The 23,301-nt window shown below is 27.5% G+C and carries 22 protein-coding genes; 5 read left to right on the top strand and 17 right to left on the bottom strand.

Going from position 1 to position 23,301, the window contains the following annotated elements; all coding sequences use genetic code 11:
* Positions 1-27: 27 nt before the first annotated feature.
* Together BLP75_RS14085 and BLP75_RS14080 are read right to left on the bottom strand one after the other, a co-directional pair.
* Positions 28-891, bottom strand: a complete 864-nt coding sequence (locus BLP75_RS14085) for a DUF11 domain-containing protein (RefSeq protein ID WP_092727179.1) — start codon at positions 889-891, stop codon at positions 28-30.
* Positions 892-921: 30 nt separating this feature from the next.
* Entirely contained in the window at positions 922-1,458 is a 537-nt protein-coding gene (locus tag BLP75_RS14080) for an SPOCS domain-containing protein (RefSeq protein ID WP_092727178.1), read from the bottom strand.
* Between the two features lie 190 nt (positions 1,459-1,648).
* Here BLP75_RS14080 and BLP75_RS14075 point away from each other — a divergent pair, with 190 nt between their 5' ends.
* Together BLP75_RS14075 and BLP75_RS18195 are read left to right on the top strand one after the other, a co-directional pair.
* The gene (locus BLP75_RS14075; RefSeq protein ID WP_092727177.1) at positions 1,649-1,912 is read left to right on the top strand and encodes a hypothetical protein; all 264 of its coding nucleotides are present in this window, start codon (positions 1,649-1,651) and stop codon (positions 1,910-1,912) included.
* A gap of 264 nt (positions 1,913-2,176) precedes the next feature.
* Positions 2,177-2,323: a hypothetical protein gene (locus BLP75_RS18195; RefSeq protein WP_170139049.1), complete on the top strand. Its 147-nt coding sequence runs from the start codon at positions 2,177-2,179 to the stop codon at positions 2,321-2,323.
* Positions 2,324-2,421: 98 nt separating this feature from the next.
* On the opposite strand, the gene BLP75_RS14070 is transcribed toward BLP75_RS18195, so the two are convergent.
* Positions 2,422-3,315 carry a LysR family transcriptional regulator gene (locus BLP75_RS14070; RefSeq protein WP_092727176.1) on the bottom strand — a complete coding sequence of 298 codons (894 nt, stop codon included), beginning with the start codon at positions 3,313-3,315 and terminating at the stop codon, positions 2,422-2,424.
* 223 nt (positions 3,316-3,538) lie between these two features.
* Here BLP75_RS14070 and BLP75_RS14065 point away from each other — a divergent pair, with 223 nt between their 5' ends.
* Positions 3,539-4,360 (top strand): nitroreductase family protein, encoded by an 822-nt coding sequence (locus BLP75_RS14065; RefSeq protein WP_092727175.1) that lies wholly within the window; start codon positions 3,539-3,541, stop codon positions 4,358-4,360.
* A gap of 50 nt (positions 4,361-4,410) precedes the next feature.
* On the opposite strand, the gene dhaK is transcribed toward BLP75_RS14065, so the two are convergent.
* The 3 genes from dhaK to BLP75_RS14050 all read right to left on the bottom strand — a co-directional run bounded on the left by dhaK (position 4,411) and on the right by BLP75_RS14050 (position 8,578).
* Complete coding sequence (gene dhaK, locus BLP75_RS14060; protein WP_092727174.1) at positions 4,411-6,171, bottom strand: dihydroxyacetone kinase subunit DhaK; 1,761 nt, start codon at positions 6,169-6,171, stop codon at positions 4,411-4,413.
* 1 nt (position 6,172) lies between these two features.
* A complete protein-coding gene (locus BLP75_RS14055) occupies positions 6,173-7,309 on the bottom strand; it encodes a glycerol dehydrogenase (RefSeq protein WP_092727173.1) in 1,137 nt (378 codons plus the stop codon).
* Positions 7,310-7,546: 237 nt separating this feature from the next.
* Positions 7,547-8,578 carry a PocR ligand-binding domain-containing protein gene (locus BLP75_RS14050; RefSeq protein ID WP_092727172.1) on the bottom strand — a complete coding sequence of 344 codons (1,032 nt, stop codon included), beginning with the start codon at positions 8,576-8,578 and terminating at the stop codon, positions 7,547-7,549.
* Positions 8,579-8,780: 202 nt separating this feature from the next.
* Between BLP75_RS14050 and BLP75_RS14045 the strand changes: the two genes are divergently transcribed.
* Complete coding sequence (locus BLP75_RS14045; protein ID WP_092727171.1) at positions 8,781-9,437, top strand: (Fe-S)-binding protein; 657 nt, start codon at positions 8,781-8,783, stop codon at positions 9,435-9,437.
* A gap of 4 nt (positions 9,438-9,441) precedes the next feature.
* The gene (locus BLP75_RS14040; protein WP_092727170.1) at positions 9,442-9,993 is read left to right on the top strand and encodes a bifunctional transcriptional activator/DNA repair enzyme AdaA; all 552 of its coding nucleotides are present in this window, start codon (positions 9,442-9,444) and stop codon (positions 9,991-9,993) included.
* A 110-nt stretch (positions 9,994-10,103) separates the two neighbouring features.
* On the opposite strand, the gene BLP75_RS14035 is transcribed toward BLP75_RS14040, so the two are convergent.
* The 11 genes from BLP75_RS14035 to BLP75_RS13985 form a co-directional block, all read right to left on the bottom strand.
* Positions 10,104-11,513 (bottom strand): vWA domain-containing protein, encoded by a 1,410-nt coding sequence (locus BLP75_RS14035; protein ID WP_092727169.1) that lies wholly within the window; start codon positions 11,511-11,513, stop codon positions 10,104-10,106.
* A gap of 4 nt (positions 11,514-11,517) precedes the next feature.
* The gene (locus tag BLP75_RS14030; protein WP_092727168.1) at positions 11,518-12,648 is read right to left on the bottom strand and encodes an ATP-binding protein; all 1,131 of its coding nucleotides are present in this window, start codon (positions 12,646-12,648) and stop codon (positions 11,518-11,520) included.
* Positions 12,649-12,659: 11 nt separating this feature from the next.
* Positions 12,660-13,463 (bottom strand): hypothetical protein, encoded by an 804-nt coding sequence (locus BLP75_RS14025; RefSeq protein WP_092727167.1) that lies wholly within the window; start codon positions 13,461-13,463, stop codon positions 12,660-12,662.
* 219 nt (positions 13,464-13,682) lie between these two features.
* Positions 13,683-14,381: a YoaK family protein gene (locus BLP75_RS14020; protein ID WP_092727225.1), complete on the bottom strand. Its 699-nt coding sequence runs from the start codon at positions 14,379-14,381 to the stop codon at positions 13,683-13,685.
* A gap of 197 nt (positions 14,382-14,578) precedes the next feature.
* On the bottom strand, positions 14,579-15,316 hold the full coding sequence (locus BLP75_RS14015) for a flagellar motor protein MotB (protein WP_092727166.1): 738 nt from the start codon (positions 15,314-15,316) through the stop codon (positions 14,579-14,581).
* The gene (locus BLP75_RS14010) at positions 15,309-16,124 is read right to left on the bottom strand and encodes a motility protein A (protein ID WP_092727165.1); all 816 of its coding nucleotides are present in this window, start codon (positions 16,122-16,124) and stop codon (positions 15,309-15,311) included. The genes BLP75_RS14015 and BLP75_RS14010 overlap by 8 nt, the downstream gene beginning before the upstream one ends.
* A gap of 251 nt (positions 16,125-16,375) precedes the next feature.
* A complete protein-coding gene (locus BLP75_RS14005) occupies positions 16,376-17,575 on the bottom strand; it encodes a MalY/PatB family protein (RefSeq protein WP_092727164.1) in 1,200 nt (399 codons plus the stop codon).
* Between the two features lie 54 nt (positions 17,576-17,629).
* Positions 17,630-18,973, bottom strand: a complete 1,344-nt coding sequence (locus BLP75_RS14000) for a Na+/H+ antiporter NhaC family protein (protein WP_092727163.1) — start codon at positions 18,971-18,973, stop codon at positions 17,630-17,632.
* A gap of 248 nt (positions 18,974-19,221) precedes the next feature.
* Entirely contained in the window at positions 19,222-21,315 is a 2,094-nt protein-coding gene (locus tag BLP75_RS13995) for a sigma-54 interaction domain-containing protein (protein ID WP_092727162.1), read from the bottom strand.
* Between the two features lie 218 nt (positions 21,316-21,533).
* On the bottom strand, positions 21,534-22,238 hold the full coding sequence (locus BLP75_RS13990; RefSeq protein ID WP_092727161.1) for a B3/B4 domain-containing protein: 705 nt from the start codon (positions 22,236-22,238) through the stop codon (positions 21,534-21,536).
* A gap of 107 nt (positions 22,239-22,345) precedes the next feature.
* A complete protein-coding gene (locus BLP75_RS13985; protein WP_242872443.1) occupies positions 22,346-23,179 on the bottom strand; it encodes a MerR family transcriptional regulator in 834 nt (277 codons plus the stop codon).
* Positions 23,180-23,301: the final 122 nt, after the last annotated feature.

The raw sequence follows: 23,301 nt of genomic DNA, 5'->3' as shown, positions 1-23,301 counted from the left end.
CGATTATACACTGTGTAATCGATGTTTTTAATAATATAATAATAAGCTCATACTTAAAAATATATTATTTGAGTTTATTAAGTTTATAGATAGTTCTTCTATATCATATTTTATATATTCCTTACTTTCTAAAGAAATGCCTATTGGAACTATCATGCACGCAGAAAATCCAAATACATCATCAATATATCTAGTACATTCATCAGATATATAATTTATTTCATATGAAAGTTTTCCAATAACCAAAAGCGTACCCAAATTAGAGTTTATTTGGTTTATAAGTTTTGTTTCAATTATTTGTAAATTGTATCTATAATTTTCTATAAAACATATGTCATTACAAGTTTCTATGTTTTCTTCAACTAGTATTTGCTTAAATACTCTTTTTTCACATCTACTTATTACCTTATTGCTCATTTTATTTGCTCTATAAGGAGGTTTCTCTACATTGTATATATAATCATATTCGATTGTAGAGTAATTTTCTATTAAGTTACAAAAACATGTTGGAAGTACTAATACTTTAAATGCTACTTTTATTATTCCTCCACCTTCTAAATTACCTATAAAAAATCCTACTTGTGGGTTCTCACACTCCAATTTTATATTGTTTATAGTTATTGAATTTTCAATAAATCTTGTATTTTGGGGTATGTTATCTTTAAAGAATATATTTTCTATATCTAGATTAGTTATGTTATAAATAAAAATAGTATACGTTAATACATCAAATGGAAATGTTAATTGTTTATTAACACTTTTGATTATTTCTAATGTATCTTTTATAACTTGGGTTGATACAATATTACTAAAAATAGTTTTTCTTATTTCAGGACTTTGTGGTGAAAATCTATATTTATAATCTATTCTGCATTCGTTTATTATTTTCATAAAATCACCTTTTCACCTTTATATAGATATTTAATATTCATCAATATATTGCATCAATAAAGTAATACTCACCAAAATTTTATCACTACATAAACGAGCTATACTTACATCTTCTATTAGATATTTTAAGTTTATTTCGTTTGTACATAAACATTTAGGTATTATAATAAATGTGCTAAATGGAATAGTTACCTCTCTTATAAGTTTATTACAATTATTACATTCATCAGAGTACATTATAATTAAGCTAAGTTTTACATCACCTATAATTATTAGTTTTTTACCAGTTAAATTTTGACCTTCTAGAGATGTGCCTTCTATTGTATTTACTATCTTTGTAGATATTACATTTAACTTAGGACAGGTGTATTCTATTTTATGCATTCTATAAAATAGTTCACTAGGACATGCTGTTTCACATGAGTGATTTTTATAATTTATATTTTTACATATCTCTTTGTTGCAATTTATTGTCTCATAGACATTAAACTGTTTGAAGTATTTTAAAGTATCTATATCTTCTGAACATGTAAAGTTAGGAACTATTTTTTGTAAATTAATTTTCATATTTTAATTCCTCCTATTGTTATCGCAAATATATTTTTAATGATATTTACTATATACTATGAAAAATCTTATTTTGAAGTAACATATTAAATTTTAAATTTATCTATTTATGGATTTTATACTTTAATATAGGGAAATATATTTATATGCTAAATTACAATTAAAATTATAAACTCGGAGGTATATTTTTATGAGTTTAAAGACTCCTATAAATCATAACTTTAATATTACTTGTCCTAAATGTGAACATAGCTGTTTATATGATCTAAGATTAGATGAACTTAAAGAATTAAGTCTTAATAAAAGTTCTTCTGACTTAGAAAATCAATATGAATTTTTATCTTATGTTGTGTGTAAAAACCCTTTGTGTAATTATGATATAGAATTAAAAGGATACATCTATGAATATCCTGAAAATACAATAAAGTCAGCTGAAATAACTTCTACAAAATAAAAAATAAAAACAAGTGAATTATAATTCACTTGTTTTTATTTTTTTTGACATACTCTTAATCTCCCTTTTTATATAGTTTATGTCTATTAATATATCAGACATAAATCATCCCCTCAATTAGGTACTTTTTTGTAACCACTTATAAAACCTATGTCTATAGAACCTTTCAGTCTATCTTATGCATATATAATAATAGTTAGTTTTATATAAAATTAATTAAATACATTAAAAACTGTTTTTATCCTATAAAGGAGAGTGTTTATATTGAAGAATGGTCCTGTTAATTATAGTAAGTTTATAGTTGGTTTTATAGGTTTGTTTTTAGGAATATTAGGATTTTCATTTACTCAACTTTGGTTTATTTTAGGTATGGGATTGGCTCTATTTATAGCATCTATTGTAGCAGGCTAATATTTGTCTTTACATTAACCTCTCTACTAAAAATAATAAGGAGTAAAAAGTAAAATTTTTACTCCTTATTATTTTTATATTTTATATATTATCATCATCTAATTATTATCAATATGTTTTAATATATAATCTCTAAATAACTTTATTATAGGAGATACATATTCACTTTTTAAAAAACTCATATATATTACTCTTTCTTTAATAGGTTCCTTTATGCTTATTTTTGATAATAAATTTGTATTAATAGTTGGGGAATTTGGTACTATAGATATACCTGCTCCGGCAGAAACTAGCCCCTCAACTGCACTTCCTATATTTGCGCCTTTAGGCTCAATTGATATTTTAGGAGTATAACCTAACATGTCTTTATAAGAAAGAATCTTATCTTTACTACTTTCACAAAATGCAATAAATGACTCATTTTCTAGTTCCTTTAATGATATAATTTTTCTATCTGCTAAAACATGATTTTTGGGAACTATGAGTATATATTCTTCTTTTTTTATTGGAATACACTCTATGCTACTATCTAAAATTGCTTCCGTATGGTTATCATAAAAACCAATATCAATTTTTCTATTATTTAAATCATCTATTATTTCCATTATAGATTGTTGGTTAAACTGGAATTTTGTATTAGGATTCTCATTTAGAAAATCACTAATTATAAAATTCATAAAATAAGCTCCTACTCTAGATGTAGATGATATAGATATTTTATCTATATTCTCACTAGCCATCTCATCTAATTCTTTTATTCCCTTTCCAATTTCAAGTAATGCTCTCTCTGCATGAACTAAAAATATTTTTCCATATCTAGTTAATTTAACATTTCTTCCTCTTTTTTCAAATAAAGGAACATTTAATTCTTCTTCTAGCTTTGATATTGATTTACTTAATGCCGGTTGAGTAACTAGTAGTAACTTAGATGCTGTAGTAAAATTTTCAGTTTCAGCTATTACTTTAAAATATTCTAGTTGCTGTAAATTCATTGTATCCTCCTATTTATAAAATAAAACTATAACTAAAAGTTATCGATCTATGATTTTTTTCAATTAGACATCTTTTTTACAAAGGTGCTATAATTACTATCATTCACAATAAATATTTTTACATTTAATTATGAATTTTACTTATTAGTATATCAAATTTATTAAATTACAGAAATAGAAATTAAAATCTAATATATAAATAAAAATAAAAGGAGTATTAGTTATGATGAAAGTTAATAAAGACCTTTGTATAGGTTGTTCTTTATGTGTTAAGGATTGTATTGTAAGAGATATCGAGCTTATAGATGGAAAAGCTAAAATTAATAATGTTGCTTGTTTTAAATGTGGCCACTGTATAGCAATTTGTCCTAAAAATGCAGTATCAACTGATGACTATGATATGGACGAAGTAAAAAACTATAATAGTGATGATTTCTCTATTGATCCTGATAATTTATTAAACTTTATTAAATTTAGAAGAAGTGTAAGACATTTTAAAAAGCAAGATGTAGAAGTTGAAAAACTTACTAAAATTATAGAAGCTGGTAGATTTACTCAAACAGCAACAAATTCACAAGATGTATCTTATGTAGTAGTTAAAGATAACGTGGAAGAGCTTAAAGAAATGTCTTTAGAAAGACTAAGTAACATGGGTAAATACATGCTTGATAACTTAACACCAGAAACAATGAAATATAAAAGATATGCACAGATGTGGGTAAGAATGTATGAAGAGTTCAAATCAAACCCAACTGGTAGAGATAATTTATTCTTTAATGCTCCAGCTGTAATTCTTGTAGTTTCTGATAATCCTATAAATGCTAGTTTAGCTTCTTCAAATATGGAACTTATGACTAATGCATTAGGGCTTGGTACATTCTTCAGTGGATTTTTCACAAAAGCTGCTGAAGGTAACAAAAAAATCATGGAATTCTTAGGCTTAGAAGAAAATCAAAAAATTGTAACTTGTATGGTTGTTGGATATCCTAGCGTTAAATATCAAAGAACTACTCCGAGAAAAGATGCTCAAATTTCTTGGAAATAACAAAAAACTCAAGGCGTTATTAAATATACACCTTGAGTTTTTTTATATAATTATATATTTATAGAGTTTGATATTTCAGTGAATATAACACCTAAACCATGTGCTCCTGCATCTGGATATCCTAAACTTCTATCTCCAACAGTACCCGCTCTTCCCATACGAGCAACTATATCTTCTGTTGATTTAGCACCTTTTACAGCTTCTTTAGCACCCTTTTCAAAAGCAACTTCAAAATTATCATTTTGACTAGCACTACTTGTCCAAGAATCTGCACATGGAACTAATGCATCTATTAGTGTTTTGTCTCCCACTACTGCACCTCTACCAAATGAACGCTCTCCTGTTGCTTGTATTCCATTAACCGAAGCTTGTAACATATTAGCAAAATCTACTATATTTAATTCCATCTTATCTTCAACTGATTTTCCAGCTGCTCTAAATGCTGATCCCCATATTGGACCTGAAGCACCTCCACAATGCTCCATTATAACCATAGAGCATAATTCTAAAAATTTACCAATATTCAGATTTTCAGTTGATAATATTTCTTTCCATTCTCTCTTTAATTGTTTAAATCCTTTAGCAACACTCATACCAAAATCTCCATCTCCAGCATGAGAGTCTAATTCACAAAATGGAACTTCGTTTTTGATTATAACTTCACTCATTTTGTCTACTATGTATATCATATTTTCTAAGCTTAATTTTTCATTGTTTATCTTAGCAAATTTTTCATCAGTTTCAACATTGTATGATACTTGTTCTTCTTTATCATTATTTTCTAATTCTGTGTATTTCACTTCTTCAACAGGTCCATCTACTTTAAATGCTGGAGTATCACTCTTATCATTTAATAATTCTTTAAGCTCATCATCTAGTTTCATAATTGATACAGATGCACCCGCCATATCTATACTTGTCATATAGTTTCCAACAAATATTCTGCATATTTTTATATTTCTTTTTGCTATTTCACTTACCACAGAATTATTTAATAAGTATAACTCTTGTAATGGTGTTGACCCAAATCCATTTATAAGTAATGCAACTTCTTCATTAGATTCTGTGTTTAACTTCATATCATTAACTATAGCTTCCACTATTCTTTTTGAAAGTTCATCTGCTGTAGCTATTTTTTCTCTTTTTATTCCAGGCTCACCATGTATACCTACTCCAAATTCCATTTCATCTTCTGCTATATCAAAAGTTGGTGTTCCCTTTGCAGGAACTGTACATGATGTTAATCCAAATCCTAAACTTCTAACATTATCTATAGCCTTTTGAGCTACTGTTTTTACTTCCTCTAACGACATTCCTCTTTGAGCTGCAGCTCCTGCTATTTTATGTACTAAAACTGTACCAGCTACACCTCTTCTACCTACAGTATATAAACTATCTTCTACTGCTATATCATCATCTACTTTTACATAATCTACTTTAATTCCATCTTCACTAGCTAAATGTGCAGCATTTTTAAAGTTCATCATATCTCCACTATAATTTTTTATTACTAGTAAAGTACCTTTTTCACTAGCTGTAGCTTTAATAGCTTGATAAACTTGTATTTGAGAGGGAGATGCGAATACATCACCACATACTGCTGCATCTAACATTCCGTTACCTATAAATCCAGCATGTGCAGGCTCATGACCACTACCTCCACCACTTATTAAACTAACCTTATTTTTATCTATATTCTTTTTCTTCATTACCTTGTATTTTTTTACAAATTCTAACTCTGGATGTGCCATAGCTATTCCGTTGCACATTTCCATTACTACATTTTCAGCTTTATTAATTATTTTTTTCATACTATTCACCTCTGCTCATCTTGTAGTTCTTTCCTATTTTATCTGCTGTAATTATAGCTGCACATACACCTTCTACTGTTATTGGGAATGGCATAGAATGTACTGATTCTTCTTCTATACATGCTTTTCTACCAACTTCTAAAAGTTCTTCATCAGTTATTTCATCTACACCTATATCAGATAAACATACTGGTAAACCTACTTCTAAGCAGAAATCTAGTACTTCATATAATTCTTCTTCAGGAGCATTTTCTAATATTAATTGAGCTATTGTTCCAAATGCTACTTTTTCTCCATGGAAATATTTATGTGTTCCTTCTAATATTGTTAATCCATCATGAATAGCATGAGCTCCTGCTAATCCCCCACTTTCAAAACCTAATCCTGATAAAAGTATATTTGCTTCTATTATATTTTCTAATGCTGGCGTTACTAAATTACAATCTGAAGCTGCTTTTGCTTTTGCCCCATCATTTATAAGTGTTTCATAACATAATTTAGCAAGTGCTAAAGCTGTATTAGTTCCTTTTGCTGGTGGACATAATCCTTCTCTATAACCACATGGTAATCCTGCATTTACATTTGAGTATGAATTTGAAGTTGCTCTTGCTTCAAAATATGTAGATAAAGCATCTCCCATACCTGAAACTAAGAAACGAGTTGGTGCTTTTGCTATAACTGTTGTATCTATAAGTACAACGCTTGGACTTTGCTTATAATATGCATAGTCATCAAATGATCCATCTTCTGTATATAAAACAGCTGAATGACTTGTTGGTGCATCAGTTGCTGCTATCGTTGGAACTATTATTAAGTTATCTCCTTCTGCAACACATTTTGCTGTATCGATAGCCTTTCCTCCACCAAGACCTATTGTACATGAACATTTATTTTCTTTTGCTAATTGTTGAAGTCTTGCTACTTCTTCTCTCGAACATTCCCCTTTAAATCCACTTTCGACAAATGTTATATCAAATTTTTCTGCAGTCTTATCTAATTTATCTTTTACACGTAAAACATCATCATTATGAGCTATAAGTAATGCCGACTTTCCAAAAGTTTTTACGAAATATCCTAAGTTTAATAATTCATCTTCACCTTGTACATATTTTGTTGGACATATAAACGCTTTTCTCATTTTATTTCCCTCCATGTTTTAGTTAATTGTTTTTATTGTTTTAATTAATTATTTTTCATAGGATTATTATAATATCGTTTTCATAAAATTGCATTAGACTAAAATGTCATAAAATCACAATTTTTAATCGTATTTTTATGACATTTTTTCAGACAATTGTAAATTTCCTACTTTTTGAAATATTTTTCACAATATTATATAAAAAAGTCCCAATAAAATTTTATCAGGACTTATTTATTATTTCTTATAATATTTTCTATAGATGGAAGGTGTAACGCCTTCGTACTTTTTAAACATTTTTATAAAATATCCAGGTTCATTAAAGCCAAGTTCCTCACTTATTTGGGTTACTGGTATGTCAGTTTCCTCTAAAAATTTTTTTGACCACTGTATTTTTAATTTTGACATATATATAGAGAACTTCTCACCCATTTCCTTTACAAATAGTCTACTAAAATAACTTTGGCTTATATGACAAAGATCTGCCATATCTTTTACTGATATATTCTCACTTTTATTACTATAAATATAATCTATCGCAGGTTTTAAAGTTCTACTTATAGAAACATTATTATCATTAAAGGACTTATCCTCTACATAAGAATTTATAATAAAGTTAGACATTTCTTTTTTTATATTTTCGATACTTTTTGTTTTATGACCAGAGAAAATTTCTTTAGTCATTTTATAATCATTTAGATTTATAACATCTTTCATCTCTAAAGCTAAGTTCTTATCAAGTGCTTCTTCAACTAAATAGTTACATAAATCAAAAAGCATATTAGCTATATTTTCTACTTCATCAAAAGATAATACTGGTAAATTATCATATTCTTCTTTTAAATCTTGTAATATCTTTATTTTAATATCTTTATTTGGCTCTGAAACTATTTGCTCTAATGTATTATCTGCATTAATATCTGATAACTTTATTTGTCCTGCCATTATAGCTCCAATATATTTATCATCAACAATTATTGGTATAGCTATATCTACTATATTATAGTGACATAAATATATATACGGTTTATTTATACGTGCTGCCTCTAATCCACCTCTTGAATCGCACTTTTGACAGTACTTTGCCATTTCTTTATCTTTTCTTACTATAGCACAAAATTTTTGGCATTCACTATGCATAGTCATAGGATTACCTTTATAGTCTACAGTAATAATTGCTGTTTTAGTTACCAATGCAATTGAGTCCTGTAGCTTATTCCATTTCTCAAAATCAATTATTTTATCCAACTTCAAATTGTCTTTTCTCAAAATAAGCAACTCCTTAGTAAAATTGTATAATAACGTATTCATGCTTAAAGGAATTATACCATATATTCAAATTAATAAAACAATGGTGATAAAAAATTAAAAGTTTAAAATCAAGAAGATTTTTAAATTTATCTAATGTTAAAATGAAATATAGGAAAAATAAATCATATAAAATTTAATTTTGCATAGGAGAAAACACATTATGAAAAAAGTATATTTTAATCCAGGTTGTGCTCTAAGTATTTACAAACCAGATATGGAAAATCGTATCTTGAAATTTTTAAATGAAAACTATGGAGATGTTAAGCTTCATAAAATCTGCTGTCAACATGATCCTCAGCTTGAACCAGAATCATTAATTATAAATGTATGTGCTGGATGTGATAGAAGATTTAGAAGTTTATATGAGGGTATATCAACAATATCTATATGGGAGATACTAGATGGTTTAGATGGATTTGATTATCCAGATTATAATGGACTAAAGGTTTCTGTTCAAGATGCTTGTCCTATAAGAGAAAAATCAGAAGTTCATAAAGCTGTACGTAGTTTATTAAAAAAAATGAATATAGAAGTTATTGAAACTGAATTTTATGGAACACGATCAATATGTTGTGGAGATAGCCTTTATCCTAATCTTCCATTAGAAACTATACACAAGAAAATGAATGAAAGAGCTAATTCTATGCCTTGTGATGATGTTTGTGTATATTGTGTTTCTTGTATAAAATCAATGCATATTGGAGGTAAAAAACCTAGATATTTAATAGATCTTTTAATGAATGAATCAACTGAACCTCAGGTATATGATACTGTTCAATGGCATGAACAACTACAAGAATATATTGAAGTGCATTAATACTATGACATCTGAAGAAAAATGGAACTGTGTCATTGAAAATGATATAAGTAGTGATGGTAAATTTTTTTATGCAGTAAAAACAACAAAAATTTTCTGTAAACCATCATGTAAATCAAAAACTCCATTAAGAAATAATGTAACTTTTTTCAATACAAAGCAAGAAGCTATAGATGCAGGTTATAGACCTTGTAAAAGGTGTCGCCCTGATCTTTTACAATTTAATCCATCTGAGGATATAGTATATAAAACCAAAAACTTAATAGACATGTATTTTAGCAATACAGATGATCTTGAAAAACAAATACAAACTCTTGGTGTTAATAAAAATCATCTAAACAAGATTTTTTTAAATTATTATGGAAAGACAATAACTCAATACTTACGTTTCGTTAGAGTTGAAAAAGCCAAACTTATGTTACTCGAAGGTTCAAAAATTATTGAAAGTGCATTTGAATGTGGATTTGGAAGTGTATCATCTTTTTATTCAAGCTTTAAAAAAGAAACTGGATATGCACCAAAAACTTTTATAAAAATTATGCAAAACAATAAATAATCTAATAGTATCATTACTTGAAAAAATAAAAAACACATTGATAATTTTATCAATGTGTTTTTTATTTTAATAATATCTATGAATTATATTAATCTTCTAAGGCTAAATAATTAAAAAATTGGTGCTTGATTATTCATTGAATATCCATCATCTCTAACATCACTCATATCTATTGTCTCTTCTTTTATTTCAACTTTACTAAGTTTTTTAACTGCTCCATAAGGCTCATTTAATGAAAGCTTATCTCCTCTTCCAGAAATCACCCATAAAATTTTATACCCTTTAGGCTTTATTTTTAAATTATGTTCTCCCTTACCATCTGTAAAATATACTAATAAATTAAATTTTTTATTATTCGCATATTCTAAAACAGGAGTAAATTTAGTTGCTCCTCTTATGTTGATTCTATCTTTTACATCTTTTACTGACTTTACTTTATATACACGTCTAATTTCATCATCACATTCTATAATCGTAATCTCTTGATTGTAGTTTTTAACTATAGTAAGTACTTCTTTAATTGCTTGTTTAAATTCTTCATCACTAATACTTCCACTTATATCAATAGCAACTGCTATTTGTGCTTTATGACCTCTAAGTTCCCCTCTTAAATCTAGTCTGTTCGGCTGTCTTCTATTTCTTCTTGTTATAGTCTTCTTTTTGTTACTTTCAATAGTTCCCATTAGCCTTTTTAGATACAAGTTCCAAGGCAATTCTCCCTTACTGTTTTTAAGTTGTGATATCAATTTATCTAAGTAAGATGGAATATTCCCCTTCTGAGCACTATCAATAAATTTTTCTGTAAATTGTTTAAGAGTATTTTCATCTATTTCATTAGAATCTTCCCATATGTCATGCGTTTTTTCTGGACTATACTCAGTCTCTATATCTCCATTATTATTGCTATCATCCTCTACACCTTCATCATCTGGTTCCATTAAATCTAATTCTGTTTGAATTTTTTCTAAATAATATTCAAAAGTTTCATATGGCTCCAGCTTTAAAGAGTAATCTAGATTTACTTGTTCTAATGTAGTTGCATATGGTGGCAGATTATTTAAATATTTATTTACTACTATATCCATAGCCATATTAATTGCTAAGGTGCTATATCTACCTTTTATTTCTTTTGCTCTTACTAGATGCATCGAAACTACATGTAAAATTTCATGTTTAATTGTACTTTCCATTTGCCTGATATTAAGATTTAGAAAAATTAGAGGATTAAAATATATAATATATTTTGCTCCTTTAAAGTTTATAGCCGTTGGACTGCTTATATCAAATCTTATATCTCTTGCCATTTGAAATAAAAAATATCCAAAAAAATTATCCTTTTCTTCCATAAGACTTAAATTAACTTTATCTACTAGATGAAAAAATTCATTTTTAAAATCTTGTGGTATCTCTATTTCAAGCTTTTCGCCAGCTCTATTAGCTTTTAGCATAGAATATGAACTTACCACGTCATTAGCTTTATCGTAAAGATATTTTGTTTGTTTTTCAAAATAATTTTCCATAATATTATCCTCTTATTAAGCTATAAGTTTGAAAATATGCTTCTACAAAATCTTCATTCTCTATAGCTAATCTGTAGACTTGAGTATAATTATTTTTAATATCCTTCATAATACCTACCATTAAATCTACAGGATATAGTTTTAAAAATTCGATAAATCTATTTATATAATAATTTGAGTTATTAATATCATTTTTAATATTCGATTCTAAAACCTTTAAAATATTTGTTGCTGATAAATAAAGTCTTGTGTGACCTTCATTTTTTACTTTCTCTATTATAGTATCACTTAATGTTTCACCTAAAAATACATCTTCATAAGATATTAATGGACTGGCATCTGATTCAGCAAAACTTATAAATTCCTCTGCAATAACTTTTCCAACATTACCTTTTAGCACATTTAAAAATATGGATCTTGGTATTGAATCTTTTTGATTTTTATAAACTTTGTAGCTTTTAGAGACTCTTTCATAACTTCTTGGAGTTGCAGATACATCCCCTTCATTTATTTTGTGTAAGTATTCTGGGAAAGTCGATATAAACTCTACAACTTTTTGTTCTATACCTGCACTTATAGCCCAATTTAGCCATTGAGTATAATCCGGCTCCATATTTAACCATACAAATCTATTTTCTTGAGCTGCATCCATATCAACAACTTGATAATCAAAATCTGATCCATATTTGCTTGATGGATTCATTGCCGCTAATATTTTTACATCTTCACTTAGTTTATATCCATTGATTTCCCTGTTTAATATTAAATTCATAAGTTCCTGTTGAACTGTATGTTCACAACGATTTATCTCATCTATAAATAATAAAACTGTGTTTCCTTTAGATATTTCTTCATCGATTTCTTTTAATTTATTATGAACAGCATAAACTGTTGTCTTCTTTTCGATTTTACTACCATTAGAGTTAATGCCTACATAAGATTCTATAGTTGGAAGACCACCTATTTCACCTTCTTTAAGTAAATTTCCATCAACAACAATTAAACTCCAATTATTATCTTTAGCAAGTTTTTTAGCTAAAGCAGTTTTTCCGATTCCACTCTGTCCAACTACTAGTGGTACTTCCCCCGTTGATAATACTAAGTCAACACTCTTTAATGTATCTATAAAATTCATATCATTCTCTCCTATATCATCTTTAGTTTTTCGTCTACCGCTATTTTTTTAGCTTTTTTACTTCCGTACTTATAAATAAACATTACTTTGTCCATTGTTATAGTGTTATTTTTCCTATCTATAGTACTACAATTTAAATAATCTCTAACATATTTTTCTTCTATATCTTCCTTTGATAGTACTTGTTTTAATACATCTTCCAATTCTTCTTTTGTTATCTTTTTAGAAACGTATTTAACAGCTAATATATTTACCTTTAAAAATTCTTCTATTTTAGCTTTATCTAAATCATTTATAAAGCTTATAGCTGCTTCATTCTCTTTAACAGCTTCAAGTTGTGTGCTAAACTTAGGCGATTTTATATATCTTAATGCATCATAGCTTATCTTTATAGCTTGTTGTTGAACACTTTCACATGGTTCTTTTATATATTTTATTGCATCATAGTTATTTGTTACTGCTAATAGTTGTAACTCTTCATTTGGATTTTTCACGTATTGAATAGCCCATCCCGATTTATTTAGAGCTAACTTTATTACCTTATCCGTTGGGTTTTTAATATACTCTAAAATACTCCATCCACCACTTATAGACTTTAACATCATTTCTTCTGTTGGATTTTTTATATATTTAATAGCTCTAGCATTATTTTCTATAGCTAAGTTTTTCATTTCTTCTGTTGGATTATCTATATATTCTAATACAAGTCCATTTTTACTTATAGCCAATAGTTTCATCTCATCAGTTGGATTGTCTATTGTCGATATAATATTAGGATTGTTTTTTATCATTTGAATAATTTTTGTTTCTTCCATAACATGCCTTCCTATTTATCATTGATTTTAATTTTTATTTAATTATTACTTATTATAATTAATATACTTTTTTAACTAATTTAAACATAATAATTATACCAATTCTAATAAAAATAACTAATTTTTATAATATAGGCAAACAAAAAGAGTATAATTCTAAAAATATATACTCTTTTTATTTAAGTAATATGTTTTATAAATTTCAATATAAAAGTAAACTTATACAGAGCTACATATTTTTTCATCTATACTAAATAATATAAGAGAAAAAATTAATATAAAGGCAGCAATCCATATTGATTTGTTTCCTATATATATAGTTGCTCTCCCCCCTACAAAAGCCCCAAATAAAAACGAAAAAATAATTGTGAAATATCGAAGAGACCTTATAGCTGATTCACGATTTTTTTTGGTTATCGCAATATATGCTTCATATGAAGCAGTTCTTAAATTACCAGTAGTCATTGTTGTACTATATGGAGAGTCAACTAATTTACGAAATGTACATATTTGTACTGAAGATACAAATGAAATTACAACATTAACAAAACTATCTGAAATAGTATTAGGTAAAAAGCCTATTATAAAAAGTAATATGATTTCAATAATTAATATTACACGTGCTGAGTCCCTTATTAAAATTAATGGTGACCTTTTTTTTATTATTTCAGTAACTACTACGCCTAATACAAAAGCTAAGATAGGTGGAACATACATTAATGCTTGCGCAAAATCACCTTTGGAAATTTCTATACCCACTAATACAATATTCCCAGTCTGAGCATTTGCAAAAACACCACCTCTTCCTACAAATGTGTATGCATCCAAAAAACCGCCAACAATTGCAAGAAACACCCCTAGATGCACGGATTCGGATGTAACACTGTTTAGGTGTGTTTTTATCTTATATCTCTGCATTACACCTTTAGTATCCAACTTTATAATACTTCCTTTCAATATAATATTATTTTGCCCCTTCATTTTATATACTATTAATATTATATAGCAGTGTTGAATAATTTTCCAATTTAGAACCTTTTCTATAAATTATTTTTTATTGTAAAAAACCAAGTTGAATTTATATTCTACTTGGTCTTTAGTTAATACTATATATTCTATTTTTTATTATTTTCAACTTCATTAAATTGAGAGTTCATAATTATTATATCTACTCTTCTATTAGTTGACTTACCTTCTGCGGTGCTATTATCAACCTTTGGTCTATATTCTCCATATCCTGTTGCAGATAATCGTTCTGGATTTATGCCTGCTTTATCAATTAAAATTTGAGCTACATTACTAGCTCTCATTACCGATAAATCCCAGTTTGATTTAAATATCTCATTATGCATAGGAACAGAATCAGTATGGCCTTCGATTCTTATATAACTATCACTTATGATAGACTGATTTATAATTTTACTTATTGTAATTAGCTTATCAATTTGTTCTGGCCTTATTTCGGCTTTCCCACTATCAAAGAATAAAGAATCTTTAAAACTTAAAACTAATCCTCTTTTTTCTATAGTTGTACTAACACTTGCAGATAAATTATTTTCTTTTAAATATTTATCTAAATTTTCTTTTACTTTTTTTAATTTAGCATCTTCAGATAATCCATTACCTGTTTCTCCGCCCATATTACTGCCAGTATCTGCAATAGCAGTACCATCACCCATAGCTTGATTTAAAGCAGTTGTTAATTTCTCATATTTCTTTTGATCTAAAGTACTCATAGCATACATTATTATAAAGAAAATCATTAATAATGTTATAAAATCTGCATATGAAAGTAGCCAACGTTCATGATTTTGATGCTCTTCTTCTTCCTCATGTTTTTTCCTTTTATGCAACGTCAGCACCCTCCTTATTTAAATTCTCAAGATATCTAGAGTCCAACTTAGCTTGATCTTTTCTATCTAAGAAACTTTTAAGTGTATCTGTTAAATTAGTTGAACTTACTTTTTCTTGTACTAATGATAAAGCTTCGATTATAATTTCTTTTTGCAATTGTTCATCTTTTGCTAAATTTTTAAGCCTAGTTGCTATTGGAAGAAATATTAAGTTTGCGCTACCAAGTCCATAAAGTGTAGCTAAGAAAGCAGCTGATATACTAGCACCTAATGCGTTCATATCTGCCTTAGCTAATCCTCCAAGAACATGTACTAATCCTAGTACAGTACCTACAATCCCCATAGTAGGTGCTGTTCCTCCAGCTGATTCAAACATAGATGCATAAGTTTTATGTCTCTTAAAACTCATTTCTGATTCGATTTCTAACATATTTCGGATATAATCCGGGTGTACTCCATCCACTACTAACTGAAGTCCCTTTTTCATGAATGGATCCATATTTTCATTTTCTTCTATTTCAGATTCAAGACTTAAGAAACCTTCTTTTTTTGCTTTATCTAATACGTGATTAAAATAAACAATTAACTCTACTAAATCTGTTGACTTTCTAGTAAATGCTACACGTAGTACTCTACCTATATTTTTTATCTGCTTCAGAGTAAAAGATGTTCCTAAAGAACCAAAAGTTCCTCCAAAAACAATTACAAAAGAAGTCCATGATATAAGTGCTGCTGCATGACCACCTTCACCTAAGAAACCTACTATTAAAAATACAAAACCTAGTATTAAAAAAATTAAACCAGACATAATCTTTTGTTCCTCCTTATATATTAATTTATCTTAATGCTTTTTTAGATTCTTACATTATATTATCGACCTTTTCATTTATATATTAAGAGATTCTTATGTTATATTTTTTTAATAATAGATATAATATTGTAATTTCAATAAAGTATTTTATACATTTTTAACATATATTTATTTAATTTTAACAACTCTATCAATAAAAAAGGCCCTTATTCAAGGACCCTTTTAATTCATACATATATTAACTTCAACTATATTAAAGCTAAATCTTTTTCAAGTGCTTTAACAGCTTTATCTACTCTCTTAATTGCATCTTGTACCATATATCTTGGGCAAGCTATATTCATTCTAAAGAACTCAGAACCTACATCTCCAAATGATGTTCCATTATTTAAAGCAACTTTTCCTTCCTTAATAAGTGCTTTTGATATCTCTTCGTTGCTTAAATTTAATTCTCTAAAATCAAACCACACTAAATATGTTCCTTCTGGTTTAACTATTTTCACTTTTGGTATATTCTTTTCTACATAGTCTATAACAAAATTAACATTACCTTCTAAGTACTCTACAAGTTCATTTAACCATTCTTCGCCTTTATTAAATGCAGCTTCCATAGCTACTAAACTAAATGGATTATTTCTTTTTATATCTAGAGCTCCAAGTTTAGAATCAAATAAATCTAATTCGTCCTTTCTTGGAAATACTGCAAATGACGCTTGTAAACCAGCTAAGTTAAATGTTTTTGTTGCTGAAAAACAAGTTATTGTAATATTTTCTACTTCTTTAGATAGTGATGCAAATGCTGTAAACTCATGTCCTTTATAAACTAGGTCTCTCCATATTTCATCAGATATAACTCTTACATCATACTTTAAGCATATATCTGCTATCTTTTTTAGTTCTTCTTTTTTCCATACTCTTCCTACTGGATTATGAGGGTTACATAATATAAACCACTTTAAGTTTTCATCCTTAGCTTTATCCTCAAAATCTTTAAAGTCAATTTTCCAATTTCCATTGTCATCTTGTATAAGTTTATTTTCTACTAATGTTTTGTTACTATTTTTAACAGTACCTGCAAAAGGTGGATATACAGGCGTCTGTATCATTATTTTATCTGTATCTTTAGCAAAATTTTTCAATAGTATAGATATAGTTGGTATTACTCCAGGTGAATGTACTATTGATGCAGGTTCTATGTCATAGTTATATCTTTTTTTTGACCAATCTATTGCACTTTGATAATATGAATCTGGTCTTGATACATATCCAAATATTTTTTGATCTAATTTATTTTTCATTTCTTCTAATATTTCTGGAGCTGTTTCAAAATCCATATCAGCTATCCACATTGGAAGTAAATCATCTTTACCAAAGTTTTTTTCCATCTCATTCCACTTAGCTGAGTTATTATTTATTCTATTTACTGTTTTATCAAAATTATACTTCATTTTAATTCCCCCTAATTCTATTGCCTGTATTATTTATAACTATATAAATTTTTACTAACTTACTTTTGATGCTTTTATATATTCTTTTTCTTCTTTTGTTCTTAATAATCCAAATTGGATTGTTATAACTGTTGATAATATCAGAAGAATTGGATAGAACGCATATTGTAACACTTCAATTGGAGATATTCCTGCAAGTCCAGTTGTTATTAACATAGCACCATCATGTGGACAGATTGAAAGTAATGCACAAGCAAATATATCTAATAAACTAGCAAGTCTTTTTGGTGAAATATTAAATTTAAAACCTATTTCTTTAGCTATTGGAGCAGATATTATTATCGCTATTGTGTTATTTACAAGAGACATTGAAAGTAATCCAGCAAGCAGACCAATTCCATATTCTGCTCCTTTTCTGTCTTTTATACTAGATGTTATTTTTTCAATTAGCCAATCTATACCACCATAATGCTTAACAAGTCCTATTAATCCAGAAACTAATATTGCAAGTATAGTAATACTCATCATTTCTTCCATTCCAGTTCCTACTGCTTGAATAAATCCTAAAAAATTTATTGAGTTAGTTGCTAATCCTATAGCTCCACTCATTATAATTCCTATAATCAATACACCCACAACATTGAATCCCATCATAGCAGTTATAAGAACTACAATGTATGGTACGATTTTAATTATGCTATATGATAAATCGCCTTCTATTTGACCAGATCCACCTATAAATGCGTATATTCCCATTGTAATTAATGCTGCTGGAAGTGCTATAAAGAAGTTCATCTTAAACTTATCCTTCATTTCACATCCAACACCTTTGGTTGCAGAAATAGTTGTATCTGATATAATAGATAAATTGTCTCCAAAGTAAGCTCCTCCTATTACAGCGGCACATGCTATTGCCACATTTAAATCTGCTTTTGCGGCAACACCTATAGCTATTGGTGCCATTGCTGCTACAGTCCCCATTGAAGTTCCTATAGATGTAGCTATAAAACTACTCATTGCAAATACACCTGGAATAAGTAGTGCAGGAGGTATGAAAGAAAGTCCCATATTTACAACACTATCAACTCCGCCCATAGAACGCGCTGCACCTTGAAATCCTCCAGCAAGTAAATAAATCAATCCTATAAGCATAACCCCTGAATTACCCGCATTTTTTGAGAAAACTTCTATTTTCTCATCTAACTTCATTGTTCTATTCATAAGTAAAGCAATACCTATACCAATCATAAGTGCTACGTGTCTTGGAAATTGTTTAAATGCATCTTCAGCTCCTGTAAATGTAAAATAAAGTCCACTACCTATGTATAATGCTAAAAATATAATAAGTGGTAAGAATGCAATTGCACCGTATTGTTTTGTTATCTTTTTTTCATTCATGTTTAATCCCCCTTCTGAAATCGTTATCCTATTGATTATAATTTACCTATATTGATTAATGTTGAGACTCATTTTATAACAATATAAGCTTTAATTATTTACCAATATACATAAGCAAATATAATGCCAACTTTATATTTTTCATTTATTTTTTATATAATCTCTAGAATCTACTATCTACGGTTATTTCTTTCATATATTTTTTATCTCTTAATCGATGTAATATAATAAATAGGTTGATTTATAACCTATTTATTATCCATTTGAACCTTTTTTTCAACCATTTCGACCCCTTTTAAGGTTAACTCTGTCCCTTTTCTACCTCTTGATACTACAACTAGTTGCTTTTTTGATAAATATGAGATTATAGTTCTTACTTCTTGTTCTGACAAATGACACTCACTATTTTTAGATAATTCAGAAATATTTTTTCTTCCTAATGAAATATTTTCTTTTTTAGCATTATAAAGTGTTTTTAAGACATACATATACTTTTCTAATTTTTCACTTGGAAGTATCTCCATTAAAAGTGTGTTATCATAATTTCTAGCATAAGAAATTTCATTAAAATTAATTTCCTCCAAAAACGTAGCGGGTAAGTCTTCTATATTTATAAAAGGCTTATCTACATAAGCTAAATATTCTATTACATTTCTTAATTCTCTTATGTTTCCTTCCCATTCATAGTTTATAAATATATTTTTTACCTCATCAGATAATTCAAAGGAAGTCCCTATACTTTTTTTTATTTCATCTGTAATCAATAAAACATCATCTTTTCTATCCCTAAGTGGTGGAATATTAATAGGTAAAGCATTTATTCTATAATATAAATCTTTTCTGAATTTTCCTTGTTCAACCATATCTTTTATATTTTCATTGCTTGCTGCAATTATCTTAACATCTATATTAATAATTTTTTCACTACCAATCCTGATGACTTCTTTTTCTTGCAATACCCTTAATAACTTAACCTGTAAACTTTGACTCATATTTTCTATTTCATCTAGAAATAAAGTTCCTGTATGAGCATATTCAAATAAACCAGCTTTTCCACCTTTCTTTGCACCAGTAAATGCTCCTTCTTCATATCCAAATAATTCACTTTCTAAAAGATTTTCTGGTAATGCGGCACAGTTTATAGCTACAAAAGGCATATCACTTCTAGGCGATGCATTATGTATTGCATGTGCGAATAATTCTTTTCCTGTTCCACTTTCTCCGTATATCAATATAGATGCATTTGATTTAGACATCTTTTCTGCAATTTGTTTTACCTTTTTTAATATAGGGCAATTACCTTTTATATCATCAAATGTATACTTTGCCTTATGTCCTCTATTTAATAATTGAAGTCTTAGCTTTCTTTGCTTGTCCTCTTCGTCTTTAAATCTTTCTATAATAGCGAAGTATCCTTTAAAATTTTCATTTTCTACAATTGAAGTTGTTCTTAAGGAAATTAAAACACCTTTTATAGTTATAAGCTTAACATCATTTGTTAGTAAATTATCCTTATACACATTCAGAGGCATAAATGGTAGCGACTCATCTGTAGTCTTACCTAGAGCATCATCTTTTTTCATATGTAATATATTTTCTGCTGCTTTGTTAAACTCAAATATTCTATTATTAACATCTATACCAATTACTCCAATATCTATTGAATCTAAAACTAAATCAAATTTAAGTTCTATATTCGATACCTTTCTGCTTAATTCATCGATTCCATAATCTCTTTCCGCAAGTTCTTGTATATAAGACTTAAATGGTTTAGTACCCATTATTTCTGATATATCAAGCTTTAAAATCATTTCAACTAAAACTCTCTCTGTAAAAACTCTTCCTCCTAAATCAATAACCTCCTCTACGAAATCAGGAATATATCTACTTTCTCCACATGTTACAGCTATTTTTATATCTTTATATTCATTAATATCTTTCATATTATCGATTGGCCCTAATGGAATAAAATTTATATCATTAATGCCTATACGATTTAATGTTGATATAGCTTCCATAGCCATATTTTTACTTAGATTAACCATTAAAACATTTGAATCTTTTGGTATTTGTTTTACTTTTTTAATGCTATTTTTTTTGAACGTTATACTTGATATTACTACGTTGCTATTTTCTGGTATACAAGACATAGAATACTCAAAAACATTAGATGATGTTGAGCAAACTAAATAAAGATCTGCTTTTATCATATTTTCAAATCCATTTTCATCTAGGCTATAATGAAAAAAGTCTATAGTTTTTGCAAATATAGCTTCTAGATAATCTGAGTAAAATTCATTAGACTTTTTTGAAACACACATTACTGCAACTCTTTTTTTCATAAATGTTCCCCCTTTTAAAATTAACTAATCTTAGTTAGTAATAGCATTAAGTTTAATTATTTTTATAAATTTTATTTACATAAAGTATATTTTCTATTATACTATTATCTAGTGGGAACTTGTACATATGTATAAGTATACGCTAGCCCAAATAAAGGCACCTATCTTTTGATAGGTGCCTTTCCGTATTTTATTTAATTTTATACTGTAATTATCATTTAATCTATTTTAAATTCCGTATTGTTATTGTCTATAAATCCTACCTCTACATCACAAGAAAATATATCTTTTAATAAAGCTGCTAATTCATCTCTTGCTGAAATTACATTATCATAGTTTTTATCTTTAAATCCATCTATCGGGAAAAATATATTCTTACTTTCATTAGTAATCTTTCCTTGCTCACTTTGTCTCCATATCCATCTTCTTGTTCTTACATTATCTCCTGCTGAATAAATTAATTCTCCTTCTTCTAATACTTCTGCTTCTTCACATCCCAATGGAATAAAATTATCACCTTTTTGAGAGAATCTCACTTCAATATCTCCATTTAATGTATCAATATCATGTGCTCCAAGTGGAACCATGTGTGTTAGAGAAACTGAGTTTCCTAAATCTACGATAGGACTTATATTAGGTAGTCCCTTCCCTTTAGATACCCTCGTAAGCATTGCTTCAATAGAACTCATAAATTTATTTGGATTGATTCCTAACTTATTAAATGCATCTCTATAATATAATATTTCATCTAATTCCTTAATTTTAGTATCCTTAAATTTATTTTCACATTCTTGAATTGATTTATTTAAAAATTCTATAATCTTATTTACTTCTACTGTGTTATCAATCCCCTTTGCTACTATAACACCAAAACAAACATTATCAAACTTTTCAAATACTTCCTTTGATACTCTAAACTTCATATATAACCTCCAAAATTTTATAACATATTTTTAATAAAATATATTAAGTACATTTGCTACTTTATTTATTATAAATAATAAACATTCTAGCTACTGGAATGTCAATATCATTTAACCAATATTTGTATTTCCGTTATAAATTCTGAGGTATCTGTAGTTAATCCAGTATCAATTAAAGTTATTTCTACTGAATCTGCTAAAACTTCATAGTTATTTTCATTAATATAATTTAAAAGTTTTTTATAGTATATATCAGCGCTTTCATGTAAACCATTAAATCTTATACATACATATTTACCTTTAGGCAATATTCTTAATATTTCTTTATTATAATTTTTATTCTCTACAAATATAAATGTTGAATCATATTCTTTAAATAATTTATTTTTTAAATTTTCTTTTGATATTGAGACTCCCACTTCTCCTAAAAATATAGATGATTTTTCATTTGCCTTATTTTCTAGTTTTCTAATGGATAGTTCTAAGTCTTTATTTGTATTTACTTTTTCTTTTAAAATAACTATTGTTCTTTCATCAAAATATAATTCCATAATTTTATCTAGTTTATCATAGTCTATCGAATCCTTTATTTTGTTAATTCTATTTTTCACTTTATTCTGTATAAGTTTTAATTCTTCTATCTTTTTTTCAATTATATCTTCTTGGATTTCAAATAAGTTAATAGTGCTATTTATACTTTTATTTTCTAAATGACATTTGATAGTATCTAATGGAATTCTAATATTCTTTAAATATATTATAGTATTTAATTTTTCAAATTGGCTTGACGTATAATATCTATAATTGTTTTTAGGATCTATATAACTAGGTTTAAATAAATCTATTTCGTCATAATATCTTAGTGTCTTTTTATTTATATTAAATAAAGTAGCTATCTCTCCTACTGTAAATAAATCTTTCATATTTATCTTATTAACCATTTCCATCCTTTCTTTAAATATCTATTTTTATTTAATTTTATCATTTTTTTAACTATAGTTTGACTCTAATGATAATTCTTTGTAATTTTGATATAATAACATTAAATAAAACTTAGGAGATT

Origin of the sequence: Romboutsia lituseburensis DSM 797 (assembly GCF_900103615.1) — a bacterium.
Lineage (GTDB): Bacteria > Bacillota > Clostridia > Peptostreptococcales > Peptostreptococcaceae > Romboutsia_F > Romboutsia_F lituseburensis.
The sequence above is the reverse complement of the archived record's forward strand: the minus strand, read 5'-3'. Positions and strand labels throughout refer to the sequence as shown.

Bases quoted from the DNA above. Each gene is read 5' to 3' on its own strand.
- BLP75_RS14085 (WP_092727179.1), bottom strand. From the start codon at position 891: ATGAAAATAATAAACGAATGCAGAATAGATTATAAATATAGATTTTCA.
- BLP75_RS14080 (WP_092727178.1), bottom strand. From the start codon at position 1,458: ATGAAAATTAATTTACAAAAAATAGTTCCTAACTTTACATGTTCAGAA.
- BLP75_RS14075 (WP_092727177.1), top strand. From the start codon at position 1,649: ATGAGTTTAAAGACTCCTATAAATCATAACTTTAATATTACTTGTCCT.
- BLP75_RS14070 (WP_092727176.1), bottom strand. From the start codon at position 3,315: ATGAATTTACAGCAACTAGAATATTTTAAAGTAATAGCTGAAACTGAA.
- BLP75_RS14065 (WP_092727175.1), top strand. From the start codon at position 3,539: ATGATGAAAGTTAATAAAGACCTTTGTATAGGTTGTTCTTTATGTGTT.
- dhaK (WP_092727174.1), bottom strand. From the start codon at position 6,171: ATGAAAAAAATAATTAATAAAGCTGAAAATGTAGTAATGGAAATGTGC.
- BLP75_RS14055 (WP_092727173.1), bottom strand. From the start codon at position 7,309: ATGAGAAAAGCGTTTATATGTCCAACAAAATATGTACAAGGTGAAGAT.
- BLP75_RS14045 (WP_092727171.1), top strand. From the start codon at position 8,781: ATGAAAAAAGTATATTTTAATCCAGGTTGTGCTCTAAGTATTTACAAA.
- BLP75_RS14040 (WP_092727170.1), top strand. From the start codon at position 9,442: ATGACATCTGAAGAAAAATGGAACTGTGTCATTGAAAATGATATAAGT.
- BLP75_RS14035 (WP_092727169.1), bottom strand. From the start codon at position 11,513: ATGGAAAATTATTTTGAAAAACAAACAAAATATCTTTACGATAAAGCT.
- BLP75_RS14030 (WP_092727168.1), bottom strand. From the start codon at position 12,648: ATGAATTTTATAGATACATTAAAGAGTGTTGACTTAGTATTATCAACG.
- BLP75_RS14025 (WP_092727167.1), bottom strand. From the start codon at position 13,463: ATGGAAGAAACAAAAATTATTCAAATGATAAAAAACAATCCTAATATT.
- BLP75_RS14020 (WP_092727225.1), bottom strand. From the start codon at position 14,381: ATGCAGAGATATAAGATAAAAACACACCTAAACAGTGTTACATCCGAA.
- BLP75_RS14010 (WP_092727165.1), bottom strand. From the start codon at position 16,124: ATGTCTGGTTTAATTTTTTTAATACTAGGTTTTGTATTTTTAATAGTA.
- BLP75_RS14005 (WP_092727164.1), bottom strand. From the start codon at position 17,575: ATGAAGTATAATTTTGATAAAACAGTAAATAGAATAAATAATAACTCA.
- BLP75_RS14000 (WP_092727163.1), bottom strand. From the start codon at position 18,973: ATGAATGAAAAAAAGATAACAAAACAATACGGTGCAATTGCATTCTTA.
- BLP75_RS13995 (WP_092727162.1), bottom strand. From the start codon at position 21,315: ATGAAAAAAAGAGTTGCAGTAATGTGTGTTTCAAAAAAGTCTAATGAA.
- BLP75_RS13990 (WP_092727161.1), bottom strand. From the start codon at position 22,238: ATGAAGTTTAGAGTATCAAAGGAAGTATTTGAAAAGTTTGATAATGTT.
- BLP75_RS13985 (WP_242872443.1), bottom strand. From the start codon at position 23,179: ATGGTTAATAAGATAAATATGAAAGATTTATTTACAGTAGGAGAGATA.